Annotated in this window: 17 protein-coding genes; 5 read left to right on the top strand and 12 right to left on the bottom strand. The window is 54.2% G+C overall.

Annotation, left to right across the window (positions count from 1 at the left end; genetic code table 11):
* Window positions 1-8 precede the first annotated feature (8 nt).
* From HZS52_RS05480 to pobA, 10 genes are all read right to left on the bottom strand, one after another.
* Window positions 9-767, bottom strand: coding sequence for an SDR family NAD(P)-dependent oxidoreductase (locus HZS52_RS05480; RefSeq protein ID WP_041157361.1), 759 nt, complete (start codon window positions 765-767; stop codon window positions 9-11).
* A complete protein-coding gene (locus HZS52_RS05475) occupies window positions 767-1252 on the bottom strand; it encodes an aromatic-ring-hydroxylating dioxygenase subunit beta (protein WP_141440313.1) in 486 nt (161 codons plus the stop codon). Before HZS52_RS05475 ends, HZS52_RS05480 begins: the two co-directional genes overlap by 1 nt.
* A 5-nt stretch (window positions 1253-1257) precedes the next feature.
* Window positions 1258-2532: an aromatic ring-hydroxylating oxygenase subunit alpha gene (locus HZS52_RS05470; RefSeq protein WP_141440312.1), complete on the bottom strand. Its 1275-nt coding sequence runs from the start codon at window positions 2530-2532 to the stop codon at window positions 1258-1260.
* Window positions 2533-2568: 36 nt separating this feature from the next.
* Window positions 2569-2913 (bottom strand): IacB protein, encoded by a 345-nt coding sequence (locus tag HZS52_RS05465; protein WP_141440311.1) that lies wholly within the window; start codon window positions 2911-2913, stop codon window positions 2569-2571.
* Between the two features lie 36 nt (window positions 2914-2949).
* Window positions 2950-4095 carry an acyl-CoA dehydrogenase family protein gene (locus HZS52_RS05460; RefSeq protein WP_141440310.1) on the bottom strand — a complete coding sequence of 382 codons (1146 nt, stop codon included), beginning with the start codon at window positions 4093-4095 and terminating at the stop codon, window positions 2950-2952.
* Window positions 4079-5236 (bottom strand): amidase, encoded by a 1158-nt coding sequence (locus tag HZS52_RS05455; RefSeq protein WP_190374297.1) that lies wholly within the window; start codon window positions 5234-5236, stop codon window positions 4079-4081. Before HZS52_RS05455 ends, HZS52_RS05460 begins: the two co-directional genes overlap by 17 nt.
* Window positions 5237-5320: 84 nt before the next feature.
* Window positions 5321-6610, bottom strand: a complete 1290-nt coding sequence (locus HZS52_RS05450) for a TRAP transporter large permease (RefSeq protein ID WP_041157366.1) — start codon at window positions 6608-6610, stop codon at window positions 5321-5323.
* Complete coding sequence (locus tag HZS52_RS05445; protein ID WP_041157367.1) at window positions 6607-7083, bottom strand: TRAP transporter small permease; 477 nt, start codon at window positions 7081-7083, stop codon at window positions 6607-6609. Before HZS52_RS05445 ends, HZS52_RS05450 begins: the two co-directional genes overlap by 4 nt.
* A 74-nt stretch (window positions 7084-7157) precedes the next feature.
* Complete coding sequence (locus tag HZS52_RS05440) at window positions 7158-8198, bottom strand: TRAP transporter substrate-binding protein (protein WP_190374296.1); 1041 nt, start codon at window positions 8196-8198, stop codon at window positions 7158-7160.
* 422 nt (window positions 8199-8620) lie between these two features.
* Window positions 8621-9805: a 4-hydroxybenzoate 3-monooxygenase gene (pobA, locus tag HZS52_RS05435; protein ID WP_190374295.1), complete on the bottom strand. Its 1185-nt coding sequence runs from the start codon at window positions 9803-9805 to the stop codon at window positions 8621-8623.
* A 146-nt stretch (window positions 9806-9951) separates the two neighbouring features.
* On the opposite strand from pobA, the gene HZS52_RS05430 reads away from it, so the two are divergent.
* Window positions 9952-10854: a helix-turn-helix domain-containing protein gene (locus HZS52_RS05430; protein WP_161462936.1), complete on the top strand. Its 903-nt coding sequence runs from the start codon at window positions 9952-9954 to the stop codon at window positions 10852-10854.
* Between the two features lie 253 nt (window positions 10855-11107).
* Here the strand turns inward: HZS52_RS05430 and HZS52_RS05425 are convergent, their stop codons facing one another.
* Window positions 11108-12016 (bottom strand): LysR family transcriptional regulator, encoded by a 909-nt coding sequence (locus tag HZS52_RS05425; RefSeq protein WP_141440303.1) that lies wholly within the window; start codon window positions 12014-12016, stop codon window positions 11108-11110.
* 167 nt (window positions 12017-12183) lie between these two features.
* Here HZS52_RS05425 and HZS52_RS05420 point away from each other — a divergent pair, with 167 nt between their 5' ends.
* From HZS52_RS05420 to HZS52_RS05405, 4 genes are all read left to right on the top strand, one after another.
* Window positions 12184-13278 (top strand): 4-oxalomesaconate tautomerase, encoded by a 1095-nt coding sequence (locus HZS52_RS05420; protein WP_236557413.1) that lies wholly within the window; start codon window positions 12184-12186, stop codon window positions 13276-13278.
* A gap of 71 nt (window positions 13279-13349) precedes the next feature.
* Entirely contained in the window at window positions 13350-14465 is a 1116-nt protein-coding gene (locus HZS52_RS05415) for a type 2 periplasmic-binding domain-containing protein (RefSeq protein WP_141440301.1), read from the top strand.
* 80 nt (window positions 14466-14545) lie between these two features.
* Window positions 14546-16489 (top strand): tripartite tricarboxylate transporter permease, encoded by a 1944-nt coding sequence (locus HZS52_RS05410; protein ID WP_190374294.1) that lies wholly within the window; start codon window positions 14546-14548, stop codon window positions 16487-16489.
* Between the two features lie 499 nt (window positions 16490-16988).
* Window positions 16989-17951: a porin gene (locus tag HZS52_RS05405; protein WP_190374293.1), complete on the top strand. Its 963-nt coding sequence runs from the start codon at window positions 16989-16991 to the stop codon at window positions 17949-17951.
* A gap of 160 nt (window positions 17952-18111) precedes the next feature.
* Here HZS52_RS05405 and HZS52_RS05400 read toward each other — a convergent pair whose 3' ends face one another.
* Window positions 18112-19002 carry a helix-turn-helix domain-containing protein gene (locus HZS52_RS05400; protein WP_190374292.1) on the bottom strand — a complete coding sequence of 297 codons (891 nt, stop codon included), beginning with the start codon at window positions 19000-19002 and terminating at the stop codon, window positions 18112-18114.
* Window positions 19003-19213: the final 211 nt, after the last annotated feature.

Raw genomic sequence — 19213 nt, 5'->3', positions numbered from 1 at the left:
CCAGATGCTCAGCGCATGTAAATGCCGCCATTGACGTCCCAGCAGGCACCGTTTACAAAAGCCGCCTGAGGGCTGGCAAGAAAGCTCACCATTTGCGCGACCAGCTCAGGGGAACCCAGCTGGCCTACGGGGATATTGGCAAGCGCTTTATCCAGATTGTCACCGAGTACCTCACGCACCATCGGGGTATCCAGCGGCCCCGGCGCAATGGCGTTGCAGGTCACCCCGTCCGCCGCCAGATCGCGGGCGAAAATCTTGGTCAAGGTCAGAATGGCGCCCTTGGAGGCTGCATAATGAGCGCCAGTGGCGGTACCGCCGTTCTGCCCTGCCAGCGACGCCAGGTTGACGATGCGCCCATAGCCACGCTCTCTGAAGTGGCGACCAAAGATCTGGCAACCGGCAAAGACACTGCCAGCGTTGGTGGTCATCACTTCGTTAAAGTGGGCTGGGTCAATATCAAACACTCCCTGTACAGCGGTTCGGGCTGCGTTATTGACCAGCACTTCGCAACTGCCCCAGCGCGCGACAATCTTGTCCAGCACGCACTGGAAATCCTCTGGCTTGGCGACATCGAGGGTTGCGGTCACCGCGGTTTCCCCGGCCAGGTCGAGCTCGGATGCCAGCGCTTCGGCGGGGCCGGTGTCGATATCGGTGATAACGACACGAAACCCCGCCTTATGCAGTGCGCGTACGATGTGAACCCCGAGTCCACGTGCGCCGCCGGTCACCACCGCGGTCTGAATTTTGTCGGGTAGTGGTACGCTCATCAGAACAAATAGCTGAACGAATTCAGCACTCCATCAGAGTTGAGTAGACGAACCACCTTCTCCTGAAGACGGAAGCCGGTATCGGAGGACGTGAGGGTGTAGCGCACATTGGCGGCCCAAATGCGCTGACGCCCAAACTTGTCTTCAATCAGGTGCTCCGCGCATGAAACGACAACCGTATTGCCATCGACGGCATCGATCACAAAACGAGACAAGGTGCGTACGGTGACGGCAGGGGGTGCCGAAGAGATCGAGAAACCATCCTGGAAGCGTTTAATACGATCCCGGCGCATCTTGTCATCGTCGTAACAGAGGTTGAGCACTGCCGCGTAATCGTCGGCGTCCTCGATAGGAATGATGTACAAGCCCTCTGGCTGCCACAGATCAAGCCAAGCGTCGTACTCTTTTGCGTCCAGAATCGCCGCTTCGTGCCAGATAAACTGCGTGACCTGCCAGAGCAGGCTTTCATTGTCGATTGCGTTCATTTCGTTCACTCCTGCATCATCCGTTTCCACATCGCATAGGCGGCACGCATGCCCGTTTCATCCGATACATGACCACGTGGCCCTGCCTCGCCCGGCACTTCCTTCTCGATGCCACGATTGACCAGAATCGGTAGTTCAGCACCGCCATCGACCCCCCGCTGGATTCGCTCCCAGACCTCGGCATCGTCGGGAGAACCAAAGCCCATGGGGCCCTGAAAGTGTTCATGCAAGCGCAGACGTACGCGATTGGCGATGTCGGGACCTCCCTCCATACCAATGGCAATGTGGCGAATATCAGTTTTATCGACAGCAACGGGCGTCAACACCCGGAAGAAGGCCATTGAGCACGCCACGTTGGGGAATAGATTAAGGTTGAACCCAGAGCCACCTACCGCGCGCACAATGCGACGGACTTGGTCTTCCGGGTAGCCTTCGTCGCGCAGCGCCTGCGCCAGCTCTGCAAAACGCTCTGGAATCTTGCGATCGAGGTCCTCCTCTAGATCGACGAGTTCGGGAATCATGACCATGACGGAGTGACCGTTACCCAGGTCTTCAACGAAGCCTTCGCCATCAAGGAAGGTGAACGTCTTTTCGGCTTCCTCATCGAGGGATTGCAGGAAGGACTTATGCACGATCGGAAAGTGATAGGCGTCGGTGGTGTTCTCGAGCTGAACCTTCCAGTTCATTGGCACCGAAAACTGATGTTCGCCAAGGGTTTTTACAGGGTATCCACCGCCCTGTTTCATAAACAGATCGATCCACTTCTTGGCAGCACCAAGGAAGTCTTCCAATGGCTCAATGCCCTCGTTGAAAGTGGCGAAGACCATGCCCTGATAGCTTTCAACGCGTAGCTTGAGCATCCCATGCTGTGACTTATCGAAATCATCGCCATACTGTTCGGGATTCGGCAAAGCACGCAGGCTGCCATCGAGTCCATAGCCCCAACCGTGATAAGGGCATTGGAAAGATGAGGTCTTGCCCTTGTGAACCTCGCACACCGTCGCTGCCCTGTGGCGGCAGCGATTAACCATTACATGGATATTGTCCTTACGGTCACGTACCACGATGACCGGTTCACGACCTACTTTGGACAGCTTAAAAGACCCCTTATCGGGGATCTCGCTGGTATGCGCTACCCATACCCAGGTGTTACGGAAAATCTTCTCTTGCTCTTGCTCAAACAGCGCCGAGCTGGTGTACATCGGGGTCGCAATCTTATCGTTATTGACCAGTTGATCTGGTTCGAGCGCGATGTTTTTGACGTCGATTAATTGGTTCATTTTGTTCTCCTCATGCCTAGCCAGCTAATGCTGTCTTTATTCAGGTACCACCAACTCACGGCCGATACGCGCTTCGACACGGGCGTATTTCCAGAGCTTATAGGTGCCATCCCCCACCGGGATGGTGCGGAAGAAGTTGCAGGCGGCTACAACAGTCTCGTAATCAGGGACATCGGCCATGATGTAGGCGGTCCAGGGGGCGGTGGTGGAAGGGCCGACCATGATGCGGTCGTCATCCATGATCCCCAGGATAGTGACGTCAGGAAGTTCATCGATGCCTTGCATCATCTGGCTGAAGGCTTGCCAGACTTGCTTGCCTTCCTCGGCCGTAGCGTTCATGAAATTTTGGTTGATACCGATGCAGAAAAGTACGCGATGCATAGTGTTGATCTCCGTTGGTTAAACTACGTAGGGCGGTTATAGGTAGCCCGGTAAAGGATCGTGGCCGAAGAATATGGCGCCGGCATTCTTCCAGGTGATCTCGCCCATAAAGGCGTGTTGGGTACACAGCTGCGAGTCGCGCAGGATTCGCGACAGGGGGTGGCCGTTGTCGGCCCCAGTCATGCCGCTGATCTGATATACGCTGCGAATCGACTCGGCGCACTCCTGGGTCAAATGGGTGGTAGAGAGTCGCAGCAGGTTGACCTGCTCACGGCTTGGCTCGCCCCCGGCCTGAATGCTTGCCCAGGCGGCGTCGGTACTCTCATAGAAGAAGGCTCGGGCGGCGCGAACTTTGGCCTCGGCCTTGCCGAGGGCAATCTGGGCATACTCACGCTCACCCAGATTGGGGGCACCGGTGACTGATTTACGCCCACCGGCCATGGCGCGGACGATATCCAGTGCCTCCCGGGCCAAGCCCAGGGTAGTCACTGCCAGCACCTGAGCGGCGAAGGAGAGTGATGGGTAGCGGAAGAAGGCGGTATCGACGTTGGGCTTGCCGCCGCGCACGAAGGTCCAGGCCTCTGGAACATAAGCGTCCTCGACCACGAGATCGTGGCTGCCGGTGGCTACCATGCCCAACATGTCCCAGGTCGGGTCGATCTTCACCTGGTCGCGGGGCAGCACTGCCATGCGTGGCAGAGCACCTTCTTCAGCGGGGAGAATGCCCACGCCACATAGCGATGCCCCCATACAACCGCTGGCAAATTTCCATCGTCCTTTGATACGAAAACCGTTATCGACCCGCTCAGCGGGTTGGGGCGGAAAAATCCCTCCAGCGAAGACGATGTCAGGGGAATCCCCCCACACTTCCTTTAGGGTCTCCTCGGGTAACGCGGCCAAGTAGGCGGGGTTCATGCCAAAACTCGCTACCCAGCCAGAGGAGCCATCCGCCGCCGAGATCGCTTCGACCATTTTCAGGAACTCGGCGGGCGACTTCTCATCACCGCCGTAGGTGGCAGGTACCATGGCACGATAGACGCCAATGGCTTTGAATTCGTCAATGATATCCATGGGGATATGGCGCAACTCCTCGAGCTCTTTGCGCCGGGATCGGATTGACTCAAGCAGCGCATCAAAACGCTCCTCGCCTCCCCACTGTGATTTATCAATGTGTTGTTGCATGATTCACTCCTTTTTTTTGTTCCTCTCCCGCTGACGAAACCCGGCCCATGAGTTGCAAAGCAGCCCTGCATACACCCGCGTCATCGCCACGACGTCCAATCAGTTGCATGGAGACAGGCAATGTTTGCTGAGACTCAAGAGGGATCGATAAGGCGGGATGCCCAGATAGGTTGAAGGGCCGCGCAAGGGACGATATTTTCAAATCCTGGTGGCCCGAAAAAGCATCCTGAACGGTCATGGGAAAATGCGGCAACGTCGGCAGCACCAGGACATCATGCCGCTCTAGCACTGCATCTACTTCGGCAGTAAAGGCACGACGTATGCGCTCCGCCTCTTTTAGCTCGGCATCGGTCGTCGCGGCAGCGGCCTTCAAACGTTGATCGACATCCGCGCCCACCTTGCCTGTGGCAAGCAATGCCTCGCAGGCACGGAAAGTTTCGCGATTGATAATCACCATGGCAGCCTCGAACGCCTCGGCCATAAGCGGCAAGGCGACATCCCCACGCGCCAGGCCAGACCGACTGAGCTGGCCTTCGATACTTGCCCAAATGGCCGACTCAGCATTTACGCCGATGCACCCCAGTACAGGCTCGGCCCCCTCCATTGACGACTGAAAGTGAGGGTCAATCGCCGCCATGAAAGCTATCAGAGCGTGAAGGTCACAAGCCAAGGGGCCTACGCAATCGAGGCTACTTTCCGCTGGCATAACACCTTGGCGACTCAAGCGCCCGAAGGTGGGCTTAAGACCGTAGACACCACAGCAAGCAGCGGGGACGCGAATAGAGCCACCGGTGTCTGTACCAATGCCAATATCGGCAAGACCAGCGGCCACCGCGGCGGCCGACCCACTGGAAGAACCGCCAGGGATAAGGCTGGGGTAGCGCGGATTCTCTGGCGTGCTAGCCCAAGCATTGATGCCCGTCATACCAAACGCCAGCTCATGCAGATTGGCCTTCCCCACGATGTGGTATCCCGCTTTGAGCGTCCGCTCGACGATCTCTGCATGGGCCACGGCTGGCGGTGTGTCAGCAAGGGCAGCGGATCCTGCACAGGTGGGGAAACCGGCGATATCGATCGTATCTTTGACGACCACTTTGCGCGGCCCCTGCCCCAGGCTTAACCTCGATGTCAATATAGTCACCTCAGCCACCTCGCTAGACTTATCACATGAAATTTCAAGTAAATAGGCATAAAATTTATAACCATTTATATAATCGGGTAAACGCTAAAGGACGAACAATACAAGTTGAGGAATAACCAACAGCAAGGCAATGCACAGCAGATAAGGGGGTATGAAGTAACCCACTCCACGGAATGTCTCACCCATTCGTAACTCTGCATCCAAGCTCTTTACAATGAAAGCGTTCACCCCCACCGGCGGTGTAATCGCCCCCATACTGGTAACGATACATACCACCACGCCGAACCAGATTGGGTCGTAACCCAAGGCAAGCGCTACGGGAAAGAAAATCGGGATTGAGATAATTAAAAATCCCATCGCATCCATTAGCGCTCCGCCGATCACATAGATCAGCAGAATACAGGCCATTACCATTATGGCTGGCAAGGGCAATGCCGCCGCCCACTCGCCCACCATGTAAGGCAGTCTTGTGATGGTAAGAAAACGCCCGAAAATGACCGCTCCAGCAACCAACATCAAGATCATGGCCGATGATTTGAGTGCATTAGCGATGGCCTCACTCAAGACGGCCCAAGAGAGCTTTCCTTGTATCAAGGTAATCAGCATTGCGCCAATGCAGCCTACCGCAGCAGCTTCTGTTGAGGTGAACCAGCCCGCAAATAGCCCCCCCAGTACCAGTGTAAAGAGGGCACCAATTTCGATAACACCTTTCAGCGAACGCCACCTTGCAGACCAGCTCGAACGCACACCTGCTGGCCCCATATCGGGGCGACGCCGACAGAGTAGTCCAATCGTCGCGATGAACAGCACGACCAGGATAAGCCCAGGGACAATACTGGCCAGAAACAGGTCGCGAATGGCCAGCTCAGCTTGTAGCGCAATAACAATCAGCACAGAGCTTGGTGGAATGATGACCCCCAGGGTGCCCCCCGCCGCGACACTGCCTGCACTGAGCGCGCGGCTATAGCCAAATTTCTTCATTTCGGGGAGAGCAATGGTGCCGACAGTTGCTGCCGTGGCCGTGTTCGAACCACTAACCGCTGCAAAACCTGCGCTGCTAAGGATCGTCGTTGTGGCCATGGAGCCACGGAAATGGCCTATCCAGGCATAGGCAGCTGCAAATATCTTTTCCGTTATCCCCGAGCGAAACAGCAATTCCCCCATAAAAATAAATAAGGGTATGACACTAAGAGAGTAACCCGATAACTGCTCCCAGATTCCTGAGCTAATAACGTTATACGCAGCAATAGGGCTAGTCATGTAAAGCATGCCAAAAAAACCTACCATGAACATAGCGAAGCTAATCGGCATTTTTAACAAAATAAGAAGAAACAAACAGAGCACGCCTAACAAAGCTACCAGCGTCATACTCATTGTGTTACCACCTTTTTTAGACTACTCAAAAAGTCTGCTAAAAGAACCAAGCAAAAAGCAGAAAACCCTAGTGCCACTAGATAAACAATGGGGTAAAACGCAATACGCAGTGTTTGCGATAAAGAGCCTCTTTGCATAGCGCTAAAGCCATACTCCCAAAGCTTCCAAGCCACCATGGAGAAGAATAAAAAACTTGCACCTGAGACCAAGACATAGAGAACGCTTTGCAGACGGGTGGGCAAATGTTCGACCAGCAAGTCCAGCTCAATATGGGCTTTAGTAAGCTGGGAGTAAGCGAGTGATAGCGACACTACCACTGCTGTTAGCCAGCCCACCATTTCGGTGGTACCACCAAATGAAGAGCTAACTTGGCGCATTATGATGTTACCGACCACCAAAAATACCATCATTAGTAATGCCGAGCCGGCTACATAGAGTAAGAGACGGCTAATTACCCAATTAAATTTATTCATGGTAACTACCTAGGTCTATCAGCATGGCGCTTACTGGGCGCAAATAAATGCGCCCAGACAAAAAGCGTAGGCAACTATTGGTTTTGTTCGATCAGCTCAATAAACCGATCGCGCAACTCAAAGGCAGGAAGCCCTTGAGCAGCCACCTCTTCCAGCCGTTGCTCATTGATAGGCTCCAGCAAGGTCGACCAGCGCTCTGCCTCCTCCTCGGACAAGGAGAGCTGCTCAAGATCATGGTTCTCAGCAGCCCACGTCAAGGATTCCTGGATGTGTTCATCTAGATACTTACCTGCATAGGAGGCCATTTCGGCACCCAATGCATCGATCTCCTGCTGAACGTTTTCAGGTAAAGCGTCCCACCGCTGCTGATTCATCACCGCAACGAAGACAACGTTGGTCAGAGGATAGTCAGTGATATAGCTCACATTGCGGGCATACTGCAGATCCATCAGCGTCTCACGTGAACCTACATAGCCATTAACGATACCCGCCTGAAGGGCTTCCCCCGTTTCCGATTGGGTGAGACCCACAGGCACGCCACCAAGGGCTTGAACAACGGCTGTACTGTCGCCTGGCACCCTGATCTCTTGGCCCTCAAGATCCTCCAGCGAAGTCACTGATTCTTGAGTATGTAGGTAGCCTGGCTCTGAGGTGAACGCCGTAATGACTTTAAACTCTTCCAAGCCCAGCGTTTCTGCAGGGAACTCTTTGATCAGTTCGTACACTGCCTGGCTGGCTGTCTGCGAATTCACGCCGATACCCGTTAGATTTCCGGCCAAATTGAGTAACGGAAAACGTCCAGGCTCGTATGAGGTGGCAGAGAGACCGATATCGGCAACACCGTTTAAGACGCCATCGAACATGTTGGCAGCCGTCAGCAACGTTCCACCAGGGAAGGTGTTGACGTTTACCTGGCCATCGGTTCTTTCGTTAAGCTCTTTCGCCCAGTGCTCCATCTGCACGGCGGGAAAGGTTTGGGAAGGCGCAAAGAAGGCATAGCTGAGATTGATATTATCCGCTAACACACTGGTGCTGAGTAGCACCCCAGCGCATACGCCGCTCAAGCGTGTCAGTCGGCGAGAAGTTTTGAGCCACAGCTTTTTTTGGCTGGTCATTGGTCATTAGCCCTATTTGTTTTTGTGTTGAATGTCAGGTAAGCCTAGCAGAAAACATTCAACATCACATGAAAAGTAAAGTAAATACCCAGGCGTAAATCTATTTTTTATTTTGCAAAAAACTCGCCGTTTAAAATTAAAACAATTATTATCAATAAGATAGATTGATTTAGTAACAATAACTAGTCGGCTAGCCAAATAGTCGAATGCCTTGGCCAGTATCACAGCGCACCAATACTGTGCACACTGGAGCGGATCTGCTCGCTTTTAATTCGCCACGCTCAAGAGGAAGCCTCCATCGCCATTACTCACTTAGACCACAGAAATAGTCCGCGAAAACGCCGTTTAAACTGAGCGAGAAGGCGCAAAAAAAGCCCAAGCATCAGCCTGGGCAAGGAGGATAAATGGACAAAGGGTAGATGCTATTCCAACGGTTCGTAGGGCAAACCCACATAGTTTTCCGCAATGGTCGTCAGCCCCGCTTTTGAGCTGGTTACGTAGTCCAGCTCGGCCAACTGCATGCGGCTGTTGAAATCTTCCTCATCAGAGAAATTGTGCAGCATGGAGGTCATCCACCAGGAAAAGCGCTCCGCCTTCCAGATGCGCTTCAGGCACGTTTGCGAATAGCGCTCGATCAAATCCGTGCGGCCTTCTTGGTAAACCTTCACCATTAGCCGATAGAGCGTGTTCACATCGCTGGCGGCCAGGTTAAGCCCTTTGGCACCGGTGGGCGGTACAATATGCGCCGCATCACCGACCAGAAACAGTCGCCCGTACTGCATTGGTTCGACCACATAGCTACGCAGCGGCGCGATACTCTTCTCGATGGAAGGCCCAGTGACAAGCTTTGTGGCCACCTCGTCAGGCAGGCGGCGCTTGAGCTCTTCCCAAAAACGCTCGTCAGACCAATCTTCTACTTTTTCATCCAGCGGTACTTGAAGGTAGTAACGGCTGCGGGTGGCAGAGCGCATGCTACAAAGACTGAAACCACGCTCATGACGTGCGTAAATTAACTCATCGGAGACCGGGGGCGTGTCCGAGAGCACCCCCAACCAGCCAAACGGGTAAACCTTTTCAAACTCTTTAAGGCGCTCTTGAGGGATCGATTGGCGGGAGACACCATGATAGCCATCGCACCCGGCGATGTAGTCGCACTCAAGCCTGACCGTTTCACCGTTATGTTCAAAGGTGAGGTAGGGGTGGTCGCTCTCCAGGTCGTGGGGCTGCACGTTTTCCGCCTCGTAGAGCGTTGTCGCGCCAGCGGCGGCGCGGGCCTCCATCAAATCCCGCGTGACCTCGGTTTGGCCGTAAACCATGACTTTACTGCCGCCGGTCAGTTCATCCAGTGCGACTCGCACGCGGTGGTTGTCGAAAACAAGCTCAAAACCGTCATGAGGTAAGCCCTCTGCATCCATGCGCTGGTCAACACCCGCTTCGCGCAGCAAGTCCACCATGCCTTGCTCAAGCACACCGGCGCGGATACGGCTCAATACATATTCACCGCTACGCCGCTCAACAATCACATTATCAATGCCTTGGCGATGGAGTAGCTGCCCCAGCAGTAGACCAGAAGGGCCAGCGCCAATAATCGCGACCTGTGTTTTCATAGGGGATGCCTCATCATTGTCATTATCTAAAACTTATGACTTGTATTTTTCAATGAAACACGCCGCATAATAAGGCATGATCTAGATCAATTATTGGACATTTAGCGCTTTTTCACCCCACCTTAGTCGTATAGGAGATACCGGTGATGCCAGCCTCGTCGGCAACGTCCGTGCCCGTATTTAAGCTCTATGGCGAGACGCAGCATTGGCCCACGCCAGACTTGCTCCACTGCGAATCCATTCCTGAGCGCAGCCAGTTACATGACTGGCGTATACGCCCGCATCGCCACGCCGATCTAGTGCATATTCTGTTTATTGCTCAAGGTAGCGTTGAGTTAGAACTGGAGGGAACGAACCATCAGCTGCAGAGTACCAGCGCTATCGTGGTGCCCGCCATGACCATTCATGGCTTTCACTTCTCACCGGATGTGCAGGGGCACATCATTACCCTGGCCAAGCCATTGGCAGACCACTTACATGCGTTAATGGGTGAGAACAGTACGCTAAAAAAAGCAGACTTCTACCCTCTACTCCAGTCCAATCGGGCCGAGCGAATTGCCACACTGGTGTCTCAGGTCGACCAGGAGTACCGCCAACCTGCCCCTGGACGAAACAGCCTACTCGAAGCACTTATTCAAGCCTTGGTGGTCGAGCTATCGCGCCTTTGTGCTTATACCGGCAGCACGGCAAAGCGCTACGGCCCCCGCCAAAGTGACAAAGGTCGGCAGCATTTAGAGCACTATCAAGCGCTAATCGAAGCGCACTATCGCGAGCAGCCGAGTATTGAACAGTTAGCCGAGCAGATTGGGGTGAGTAGCGCGCACTTGAATATGCTCTGCCGCCAACTCGCCGGGCGCAGCGCCCTGCAATTGCTGCATGAACGTTTGCTGCTGGAAGCCAAGCGCCAGCTCACCTATACCAATATGACCATTGGCCAAGTCTCTGACAGCTTAGGCTTCTCTGAACCGGCTTACTTCACGCGCTTTTTTAAGCGCAATACCACGCTTTCACCGCGGGATTTTCGCTTGCGGCAGCAAGCACAATCATAAGAACAAAACCGTTTTAAGAGTTTGATGGAAAGGTGTTATGGTTTTGCAATAATCCTATTATAAGCAGAAACTTACACTCACATACACGTACTCATAAATGAACTCACCTGTTTCAAGATTGAACAAGGACACTCAGAGACAAGAGTAATCTAGTTGGTTTTTAGCCCCATGAATCGCCTGTTAGCTCAGACTAAATCAATATGAAAAGTAGAAGAGCTAACAATAAAGACATCACTGTCAAATTGAAATGCTTTTAGGAGCTAGCCGAGCTTCCCCAATGTTCGAGAAGCATATCGATAAATAACTGGGCTGTGCTGGATATGCTGTGCGAGTTACTTCTGACTAGACCGATGGTGCGCTGAATCCGGGGCTCTGGAAGCTCCCGAGAGCAGAGGGTGTCATGATCCGCTCCCGGCATCGTCATTCTAGGCAGGATCGCCACCCCCAGACCGGATTCCACCAGACCAAGCGAGGTGGAAAGATGTTGAACCTCGTAGAAACTGTTCAAGCGTATACCTTCAGCAGCAAGCGCATTGTCCAATAGCGTGCGATTGCCACTATCCCGACTGACGGTAATTAATCTGACCTGTTCGAGATCCGCCCAACCAATATCTTCCTTTGCCGCAAGTGGATGATCTGATCTCAGGGCGAGAACGAAAGGATCACGCAAAAGGGGGGTGAAGCGAACCTCGGTACTTTGTGCACTAAACATATTGATGCCGAAATCAGCTTCTCCACTGATGACCCGCTCTAGTCCCTCATTGGCGCTAACGTCGAGGATACGAATGCGAATACCCGGCCAAGCCTCACTGAAGCCTCGGATCACGCTGGGCAAAAAATAGAAAGCGGCGGTGGGTAGGCAGGCGATGGTCACTGTGCCTTTCTGGTGCGTCGCGAGCTCGCGTATCCCCAGAATTGAAGACTCGTATTCCTCAATCATGCGGCGTGCACGCGGCAGGAAATCTGCACCAATGGGGGTCAGGCGAGTACGCCGAGTGGTTCTCTCTAGCAGTTCAACTTCTAGCAAGTCCTCAAGCTTCTGGATGCGCCGAGACAGAGCGGGCTGTGAGATATGCAGCCGCTGCGCTGCTTGGTGGAAGGAGCCTAGCTCTGCCACCTGAATGAATGCCTGAAGATCCAAAAATTCTAGCCGATGCTGCATACGTATATTCTTGCACGAAGTAATGTATTTGATAACGCTATCACATTAATCCAAAAAACACATTAGAACTGCTCTTTATTTGCATTTGAAGCATTACATGTTCACTGACATGCTCAGATCATGATTTTCAGAGACGGGCATGAACAATGTTAAATAGCATTCCTTGCATGATCATGCGTGGTGGCACCTCCCGAGGCCCCTTCCTACGCATGAGTGATCTCCCCAGTAGCCAGGAAGCTCAAGCCAAGATCCTGCTCAGTTTGATGGGATCCGGTCACTCCCTACAGATCGACGGTATTGGGGGAGGCGACCCGTTGACTAGCAAGGTCGCGATTGTGGAACGCTCTTCCGACCCGGAGGCCGACGTCGACTATCTATTCGCCCAAGTCGACGTGCTGAATCACCATGTGGACTTCAACCCCAACTGCGGCAACATGCTTTCCGCCGTAGGCCCTTATGCAATCGAAACCGGGTTGGTTGAACCTCAAGAGGGAACGACTCTTGTCCGGGTTCGAAATCTGAACACCCAGCGCTTGATCGAGTGCCATGTGCCAACACCTGGCCGTCAGGTGTCCTACGAGGGCGATACCTCTATCAGCGGTGTGCCGGGGAGTTCAGCCGGCATCATGCTCGGCTTCCTCAACGTTATCGGCACCAAGACGGGCGCCCTACTGCCGACTGGGCAGGCTTGTGACATGATTGAGGGTGTCGCTGTTAGTTGTCTCGACGCAGCGACTCCGATTGTCATGTTAGACGCCGCCGATCTAGGCCTAAGAGGTGATGAAGAGCCCGCCGAATTGAATGATAACCGTAACGCCCTCGAACGGCTGGAGATTATTCGCCGGGAGGCTGGACGGCGAATGGGCCTGGGCGACGTCAGCCAAGGTGTGTTGCCCAAACCGGTGCTCCTATCCGCGCCTCGGGACAGCGGCAGCACTCTGTGCACGCGCTACTTCGTGCCCCATCGTTGCCACAAGGCCATCGCCGTGACCGGTGCCATCGCATTAGCCTCGGCGGTCAGTGTCCCAGGCACCATTGCCCATCGCATCGCGTTAGACAACAAGCGAATTTCATCTGGCAAGCTTCTGGCGCAGGTGAAGCTGGAGCATCCTTCCGGTTACATCGACATCGACGTTGAGCACCGTAATAACGATTTCTGCGATATTACCCGCGTGTCATTGATTCGCACTGCCAGAAAAATCATGAGTGGTTCCATTTTCTACTCGCTTCCTGCCACGCCTAGGCTGGATTTACTGACTTAATAGAAACAGTTGGGTCCTCTCATCCGACTCATCTTTAATAACGACAACGACAATATGCTAGGAGTAACGCCATGAAAACCCAAAAGATTGTAGCCCCCACCATCACACTTGGGCTCAAGAAAGCTGCTTTACTGGGGCTTACCCTCACGGGCTTGAGTTTAATGACCTCTGCCCAGGCCCAGGATGTCGAAGTACCCGGTAACATCAAATGGACTATTCCATTTGGCGTCGGCGGTGGTACGGATGTCTGGGCGCGTTTCTTCTCTCCCTGGCTGAGCAATTCTCTACCAGGAGAGCCGACTTTAATGATCGACAATGTTCCCGGCGGCGGTTCCATCAATGGAGCCAATGTCTTCGCCTTGCGTGCCAAAACGGACGGCAGTGATTGGCTGGGAACCTCCGCCTCGACTCAGTATCCGGCCATGCTGGATGACCCTCGCGTTCGCTATGACTACAACGACTGGACTCCCATCCTGGCCACGCCAACCGGGGGTGTCGTTTATGCCCAGCCAAGCTTGGGTGAGACGGCCGACGCAGCATTGGATGCCCTGCTGACACAACCAGTTAAGCTAGCGGCGCAGAACCCCACTGGCGTCGAGCTTCCGGTATTGATCGCTCTGGATATGCTGGGGGCTGATGTACAGGCAGTGTTCGGTATGCGCAGCCGCGGTGAGGGCCGCCTAGCCTTTGAACGTGGCGAAGCCGACATCGACTTCCAGACCACCTCTGCCTACTTGAGCAACGTAACGCCGTTGGTGGAGTCCGGCAAGGCCGTGCCACTCTTCTCGCTGGGCATGCTGAACGATGAAGGAGAGATCGTCCGCGACCCAGCCTTCCCCGAGCTTCCCACCTTCAACGAGGTCTACCAGGAGCACCATGGCGAGGCACCGACAGGAGACGCCTATGAAGCGTTCCGCAAGTTCTTCGCGTCCGGCTATGCACTGCAAAAGCTGATCATGGTGCCAAAAGAAACGCCGCAAGCCCTGATTGATACTTACCGGCAGGCGGCTCGCGACTTCGTAAGTACTGAGGCATTCAAGGAGGCGGCTGCAGCCCAGTTGGGCCCGTACACGCCAGTCATCGGCGACACTGCACAGCGCCATCTCGACGACGCTATGTCCATCAATGATGCTACCCGCGAATGGCTGGCCGACTGGCTTCAGTCGGAGCACGGCGCCAAGATCTGACGCGGTGCGGGATGTGCCGACCCCGACGGGGTCGGTAGCCCCGGGCTCCCTCTTTTTAAATAACTCAAGAGCCACACGCCATGCTTGATATCCTTCTTTCCAGCTTGGGACAGTTATTCACTGTTTCCCATTTGCTCTTCATGACCGTGGGGGTTCTTGTCGGCCTTGTTGTCGGCATCATCCCCGGTCTTGGTGGCATCGCCGGTATGTCGCTGCTGCTCCCCTTTCTCTATGGCATGGAGCCGACCGTGGCTCTTGGCATGCTGATGGGCCTGGTCGCAGTGATTCCCACTGGCGATACCTTTGCCTCCGTGCTACTGGGAATTCCCGGCTCGAGTGCCTCTCAGGCGACCGTGATCGATGGCTTCGCGCTGGCCAAGCGTGGCCAGGCAGCCCGTGCGCTGTCGAGCGCCTTTCTATCCTCGATGATCGGCGGCCTGGTCGGTGCTGTCGTACTGACTGGCTTCATCCTGATCGCGCGCCCGTTGGTGCTTTCGTTCTCTTCTTCCGAGCTATTCATGTTGACCCTGCTCGGCCTGTCGATGGTGGCTGTACTCTCAGGGCAAGACCTCTTCAAGGGCCTTGCCGCTTGCGGACTAGGCCTGCTGGTGGGTGTCATTGGTATGGCGCCGGCCACTGGCGAGTTCCGCATGAACTTCGGGCTCGACTATCTCTATGATGGCCTGCCACTGGTGGTGGTTGGCCTGGGGATCTTTGCTCTGCCCGAGATCATCGACCTGCTGGTCAAGCGCGGTGCAATCGCCGAAGAGCCCTGTAAGCTCGGCAAGGGCTGGCGGCAAGGCATTCGGGATGTGGGCCAGAACCGTGGGCTCGTTGCGCGCTGTGCGGGTATCGGTAGTTTAGTCGGCACCATTCCTGGCTTGGCCGGCTCCGTGGTCGACTGGCTCACCTACGGCCATGCGGTTCAAACCGCCAAAGACAAGTCGGAGTTTGGCAAGGGCGATATCCGCGGCGTGATTGCCCCAGAGTCTGCCAACAATGCCTGCGCTTGTGGTGCCATGGTACCGACCCTGTTGTTTGGGGTGCCCGGTTCAGGTACGGCTGCGGTCTTCCTAGGCGGGCTTCTGCTGCTTGGCCTGCAGCCCGGCGTCGGCATGATCGAGACTCACCTGGATCTGACCTACACCATTATCTGGTCACTCGCTCTGGCCAACATTCTGGGGGCTGCATTGTGTCTGGCTCTCGCTCGCCCGGTAGCCAGCCTGACCCGGTTGCCCTTTGTCACCCTGGCACCGCTGATCACCGTGCTGATCATGTTTGCCGCCTTTCAGGCCACGCGCGCCACGGGCGACCTGCTCGCCCTCGGGGCGGTCGGTATCTTGGGGGTTCTTTTCAAACAGGCGAATTGGTCACGTCCGGCGTTCCTGATCGGCTTCGTACTTGCCCCAGGTGCCGAATCCTACTTCTACCAAGCAGTCCAGTTTCAGGGAATGGGCGCCTTCCAACGGCCCGGTGTGCTGATTATCGGTGCCCTAATCCTTAGCGCGATGTTAATTCCCATGCTGCGCTCTCTATGGGCCAAACGCCGTCAGACCGACGGTGCTGCAGCAGCGGCGCCCACGGCGCCCCCCAGCCTGGGTGTGATCGACGTGGTGCTTTTCGTCACGCTACTTGGCACCGCCGCCGTCGCCTGGGTAGATGTTGCCGATCTCTCTTTGATCGGGGGCATCATGCCCCGTCTGGCTATCGCAATTCTTGCCGTTTCCTGCTTGCTGGAGATCGCCCGGTGCGTGATGCATCGACCCCTGTGGCAAAACCAGGCTATGCGTCAGCAAGGACTCTGGCTGGTCGGTTTCTTTGCGCTGGTGGCGACAATGGTGCTGCTCGGCTTCATTACCGCAGCTACGCTATTCTGCCTCACCTTCCTGCTGGTGATCGCACGGCTCAAACCCTGGATCGCCGCTAGCATGGCGCTTGGAGTCACCGTTTTCCTGGTCGGCATGGCTGAGTTCTTAACACTGACCTATCCAAGTGGGCTGATCGACCCGTGGCTTTTCGGTTGAGAACCGCCGGTTACCCCCTCAATTCTGGGTCGGCTAGGGCTGAAAATGCCGACCCATGGAGAACCAGGAAACACCATGATTACCGATTTCACACTCGATGTCCTGAAGACGCTCAAGGTCAACTAATCGAACGCATCCAAAAACGCTTGCAGATCCTGCTCCAGAGTGACTGCTCAGCATTACAGTCGAAACGACACCTGTTACTAAAGGGAATCAACGAGCGTCACCAAATAAAAGTTACTCACCAGATGTTCTGAGATCGATGATTTCAGACTGGCCGATATACGGCCAAGAAAACTAGGGCGTATTGCGCTTACAAGCTCCTCCAGCATCGCTGGGTTACAGGTTGGCAACTTTGGCCACTCTCTGTGATCTCGCTTTGGCTGCGTGAGCGGCTTATTGATGCCTACGCCATACAGCATTTAATAAAAAAGAGGAGGGCCTAAAAGAAAAATTGCGCGGCGGTAAAAACAAACTTAAAAGACATTAGGGAATAAACATGTTGTTGAAAAACAAAAAAGGCCATGGCATTTCTGCATTGGCACTAGTAGCAGGATTAGGGTTTTCAGGAACCACACAGGCGTTCAATGTGTATGAAGACGGAGAAACTTACTTTGACCTATATGGCCGTATACACTTGACGTTAAACAACGACGACGGTAACGACTATATTAGTGAAGAAGGTTCACGCCTTGGCTTTAAAGCTGGACATAGGATAAATCCTAAGTTAGAGGGTTTTATAAGAGCCGAGTTTAGATTCACCGCTAATGATCGCGACGAGGCACGGCCTAACGTCATTGATGATATAAGGAACACGTATGTAGGGCTACGATTTGAAGACGTCGGAGCCGTAAAGGTTGGTAACTTTGACTCCATCTATTATCAGAACATATCCAAGGTTATCAATGTAAGAAATACTGTGGGTTGGCGGGCCTTGGCAAAAGGTGGTGACCGCGCCCGTGGAAACTCTATCTCCTTTGAATCCCAAAGCTTCGATGGCTTCAGCCTGGGTGTCGCTGGAAAGCTCGATCCAGAAGACAAAGATGCGGGTGAAGAAGAAACACTTAACCTAATGGGATATGTAGCCTATGAAACAGGCCCGGTACGTTTTGCCGCTGGCTATGATGAAGCAGAAGGTGATGATGATGCTCTACTCGGGGCAAGCGTAACCTACAAAATATCTCCACAGCTAAGTGTCGGTGCGTTATTCGAAGAGCAGGGAGATATTCGTCATTATGGTATAGCACCCGTTTTTAGTTATTCAGAAGGCAAAATATACGGGAACGTCAGCTATATGGAAAATAGTGACATGAATTTGAGTGACGTCCAATACGTTGCGGGTGGCAGCTACCGGCTTAGTGATCCAATGTTTGTATATTTAGAATATGCTAGCAGTACAGATAGGGAGATCAATGCAATTGATAGGGATTGGTGGGCTTTAGGGGTTCGATACGATTTCTAAGTTTCACAGAGCCCATTAATACAGGTCTGCACAGCACCCCGAAAGTTGAACTTCCAGTTCGACCTTCGGGGTTTAAATATTGATAGCCTCAAAAATCAAGCGCAACACGTCAGTCACTTGGTTGTTGACTTCGAAAATCTTATTTAAAAGTAATTTTAAGCTATGCGTAGGGACGTCCTCGCGCCCGAAGATCGCCAGGTGAGACCCCATAGCGCTTGCGGAACACCCGCGCAAAATGCGCACCATCAGAAAAACCGTGCTCCAGAGCGATATGAGTGATGCTGCACCTTTGAGGAGTTGCGTCTAACAATGCCAAGTAGCACTGCTCCAAGCGTAGTTCACGGATGAATGCTGCGGGTGGTGCCATACGATAACGCCGAAACTCATCGTAAAGCCCTCGCACCGACATGTTCAGGGCATAGGCCAGATCTTCAGGAGCCAGCTGCGTATCGGCAAGGCGCTCAAGCACCACACGCCGTGCTTTGGTAAGCCGTTCACTGGGCATGGGGGCATGATAAAGCCGCTCTCTTTGGTGGCGCCAGAACGACCCGAACACCAGCTCCAGAGCGGCGTCTTCCACTTGGCCTATCGATGGGTCACTGCCCCACCTAAGCTGAACGCGCAGTGCGGCTAGAGCGGCATGCGCAGCGGCATCTACAGGAATGGCAAGCCCTTCACAACGTTCGGCCAACCGTCGCCATTCGGGCATACCGGCAAGATCGACTTTCAGCATCAGGGCACGATAATCCCCGTCGGTATGCAAGCGGTAGGGGCTCGATAGCCGATAAATAGTCATCTTTCCAGGGGCTAACCGGATGGTTTGACCGCCCTGCGTCATCAGCGCTCCACCACGTAATTGCCAGACCAGCTTGAAGGTATGGTCGCCACTGGTTTGCGCCGCTAGCCGTGGTGTGCGAGCGACGCGCACCGGCGAGCTGGCAATGTATACCAGTCGACTTCGCAGCAAATCCAGCCCACGCAGCTTGGCGTAAAACGTGGATGTTAATGGCGCGACCTCAAGGGGCAGCAGCTGCCTTTCGTTTGCTTGCACGAAAGATTCCAGATTGGTGGTGCTCAACGAGAATGGCGGCGCTCTATCAGGGAATGCTGCCTCTCTTGAGGTAAGGGCATTCATGTCAGGATGGCTCCGATTTTGTTGTTTCTATTATTGATTGGACTTCACGATTACTCAGCTTGATCCAGGTGCTCATGCTTGGCAACCCAGCGTTGCAGAAATCGTCAAGTGGTCTGCAGGGATGCAC

Source organism: Vreelandella titanicae, assembly GCF_014697095.1.
Classification (GTDB): domain Bacteria; phylum Pseudomonadota; class Gammaproteobacteria; order Pseudomonadales; family Halomonadaceae; genus Vreelandella; species Vreelandella titanicae.
This window is presented reverse-complemented; position numbering and strand designations above follow the sequence as displayed.

Excerpts from the sequence above, each read along its gene's own strand:
- HZS52_RS05480 (WP_041157361.1), bottom strand. The coding sequence starts at position 767 with ATGAGCGTACCACTACCCGACAAAATTCAGACCGCGGTGGTGACCGGC.
- HZS52_RS05475 (WP_141440313.1), bottom strand. The coding sequence starts at position 1,252 with ATGAACGCAATCGACAATGAAAGCCTGCTCTGGCAGGTCACGCAGTTT.
- HZS52_RS05470 (WP_141440312.1), bottom strand. The coding sequence starts at position 2,532 with ATGAACCAATTAATCGACGTCAAAAACATCGCGCTCGAACCAGATCAA.
- HZS52_RS05465 (WP_141440311.1), bottom strand. The coding sequence starts at position 2,913 with ATGCATCGCGTACTTTTCTGCATCGGTATCAACCAAAATTTCATGAAC.
- HZS52_RS05460 (WP_141440310.1), bottom strand. The coding sequence starts at position 4,095 with ATGCAACAACACATTGATAAATCACAGTGGGGAGGCGAGGAGCGTTTT.
- HZS52_RS05450 (WP_041157366.1), bottom strand. The coding sequence starts at position 6,610 with ATGAGTATGACGCTGGTAGCTTTGTTAGGCGTGCTCTGTTTGTTTCTT.
- HZS52_RS05445 (WP_041157367.1), bottom strand. The coding sequence starts at position 7,083 with ATGAATAAATTTAATTGGGTAATTAGCCGTCTCTTACTCTATGTAGCC.
- HZS52_RS05440 (WP_190374296.1), bottom strand. The coding sequence starts at position 8,198 with ATGACCAGCCAAAAAAAGCTGTGGCTCAAAACTTCTCGCCGACTGACA.
- pobA (WP_190374295.1), bottom strand. The coding sequence starts at position 9,805 with ATGAAAACACAGGTCGCGATTATTGGCGCTGGCCCTTCTGGTCTACTG.
- HZS52_RS05430 (WP_161462936.1), top strand. The coding sequence starts at position 9,952 with ATGCCAGCCTCGTCGGCAACGTCCGTGCCCGTATTTAAGCTCTATGGC.
- HZS52_RS05425 (WP_141440303.1), bottom strand. The coding sequence starts at position 12,016 with ATGCAGCATCGGCTAGAATTTTTGGATCTTCAGGCATTCATTCAGGTG.
- HZS52_RS05420 (WP_236557413.1), top strand. The coding sequence starts at position 12,184 with ATGATCATGCGTGGTGGCACCTCCCGAGGCCCCTTCCTACGCATGAGT.
- HZS52_RS05415 (WP_141440301.1), top strand. The coding sequence starts at position 13,350 with ATGAAAACCCAAAAGATTGTAGCCCCCACCATCACACTTGGGCTCAAG.
- HZS52_RS05410 (WP_190374294.1), top strand. The coding sequence starts at position 14,546 with ATGCTTGATATCCTTCTTTCCAGCTTGGGACAGTTATTCACTGTTTCC.
- HZS52_RS05405 (WP_190374293.1), top strand. The coding sequence starts at position 16,989 with ATGTTGTTGAAAAACAAAAAAGGCCATGGCATTTCTGCATTGGCACTA.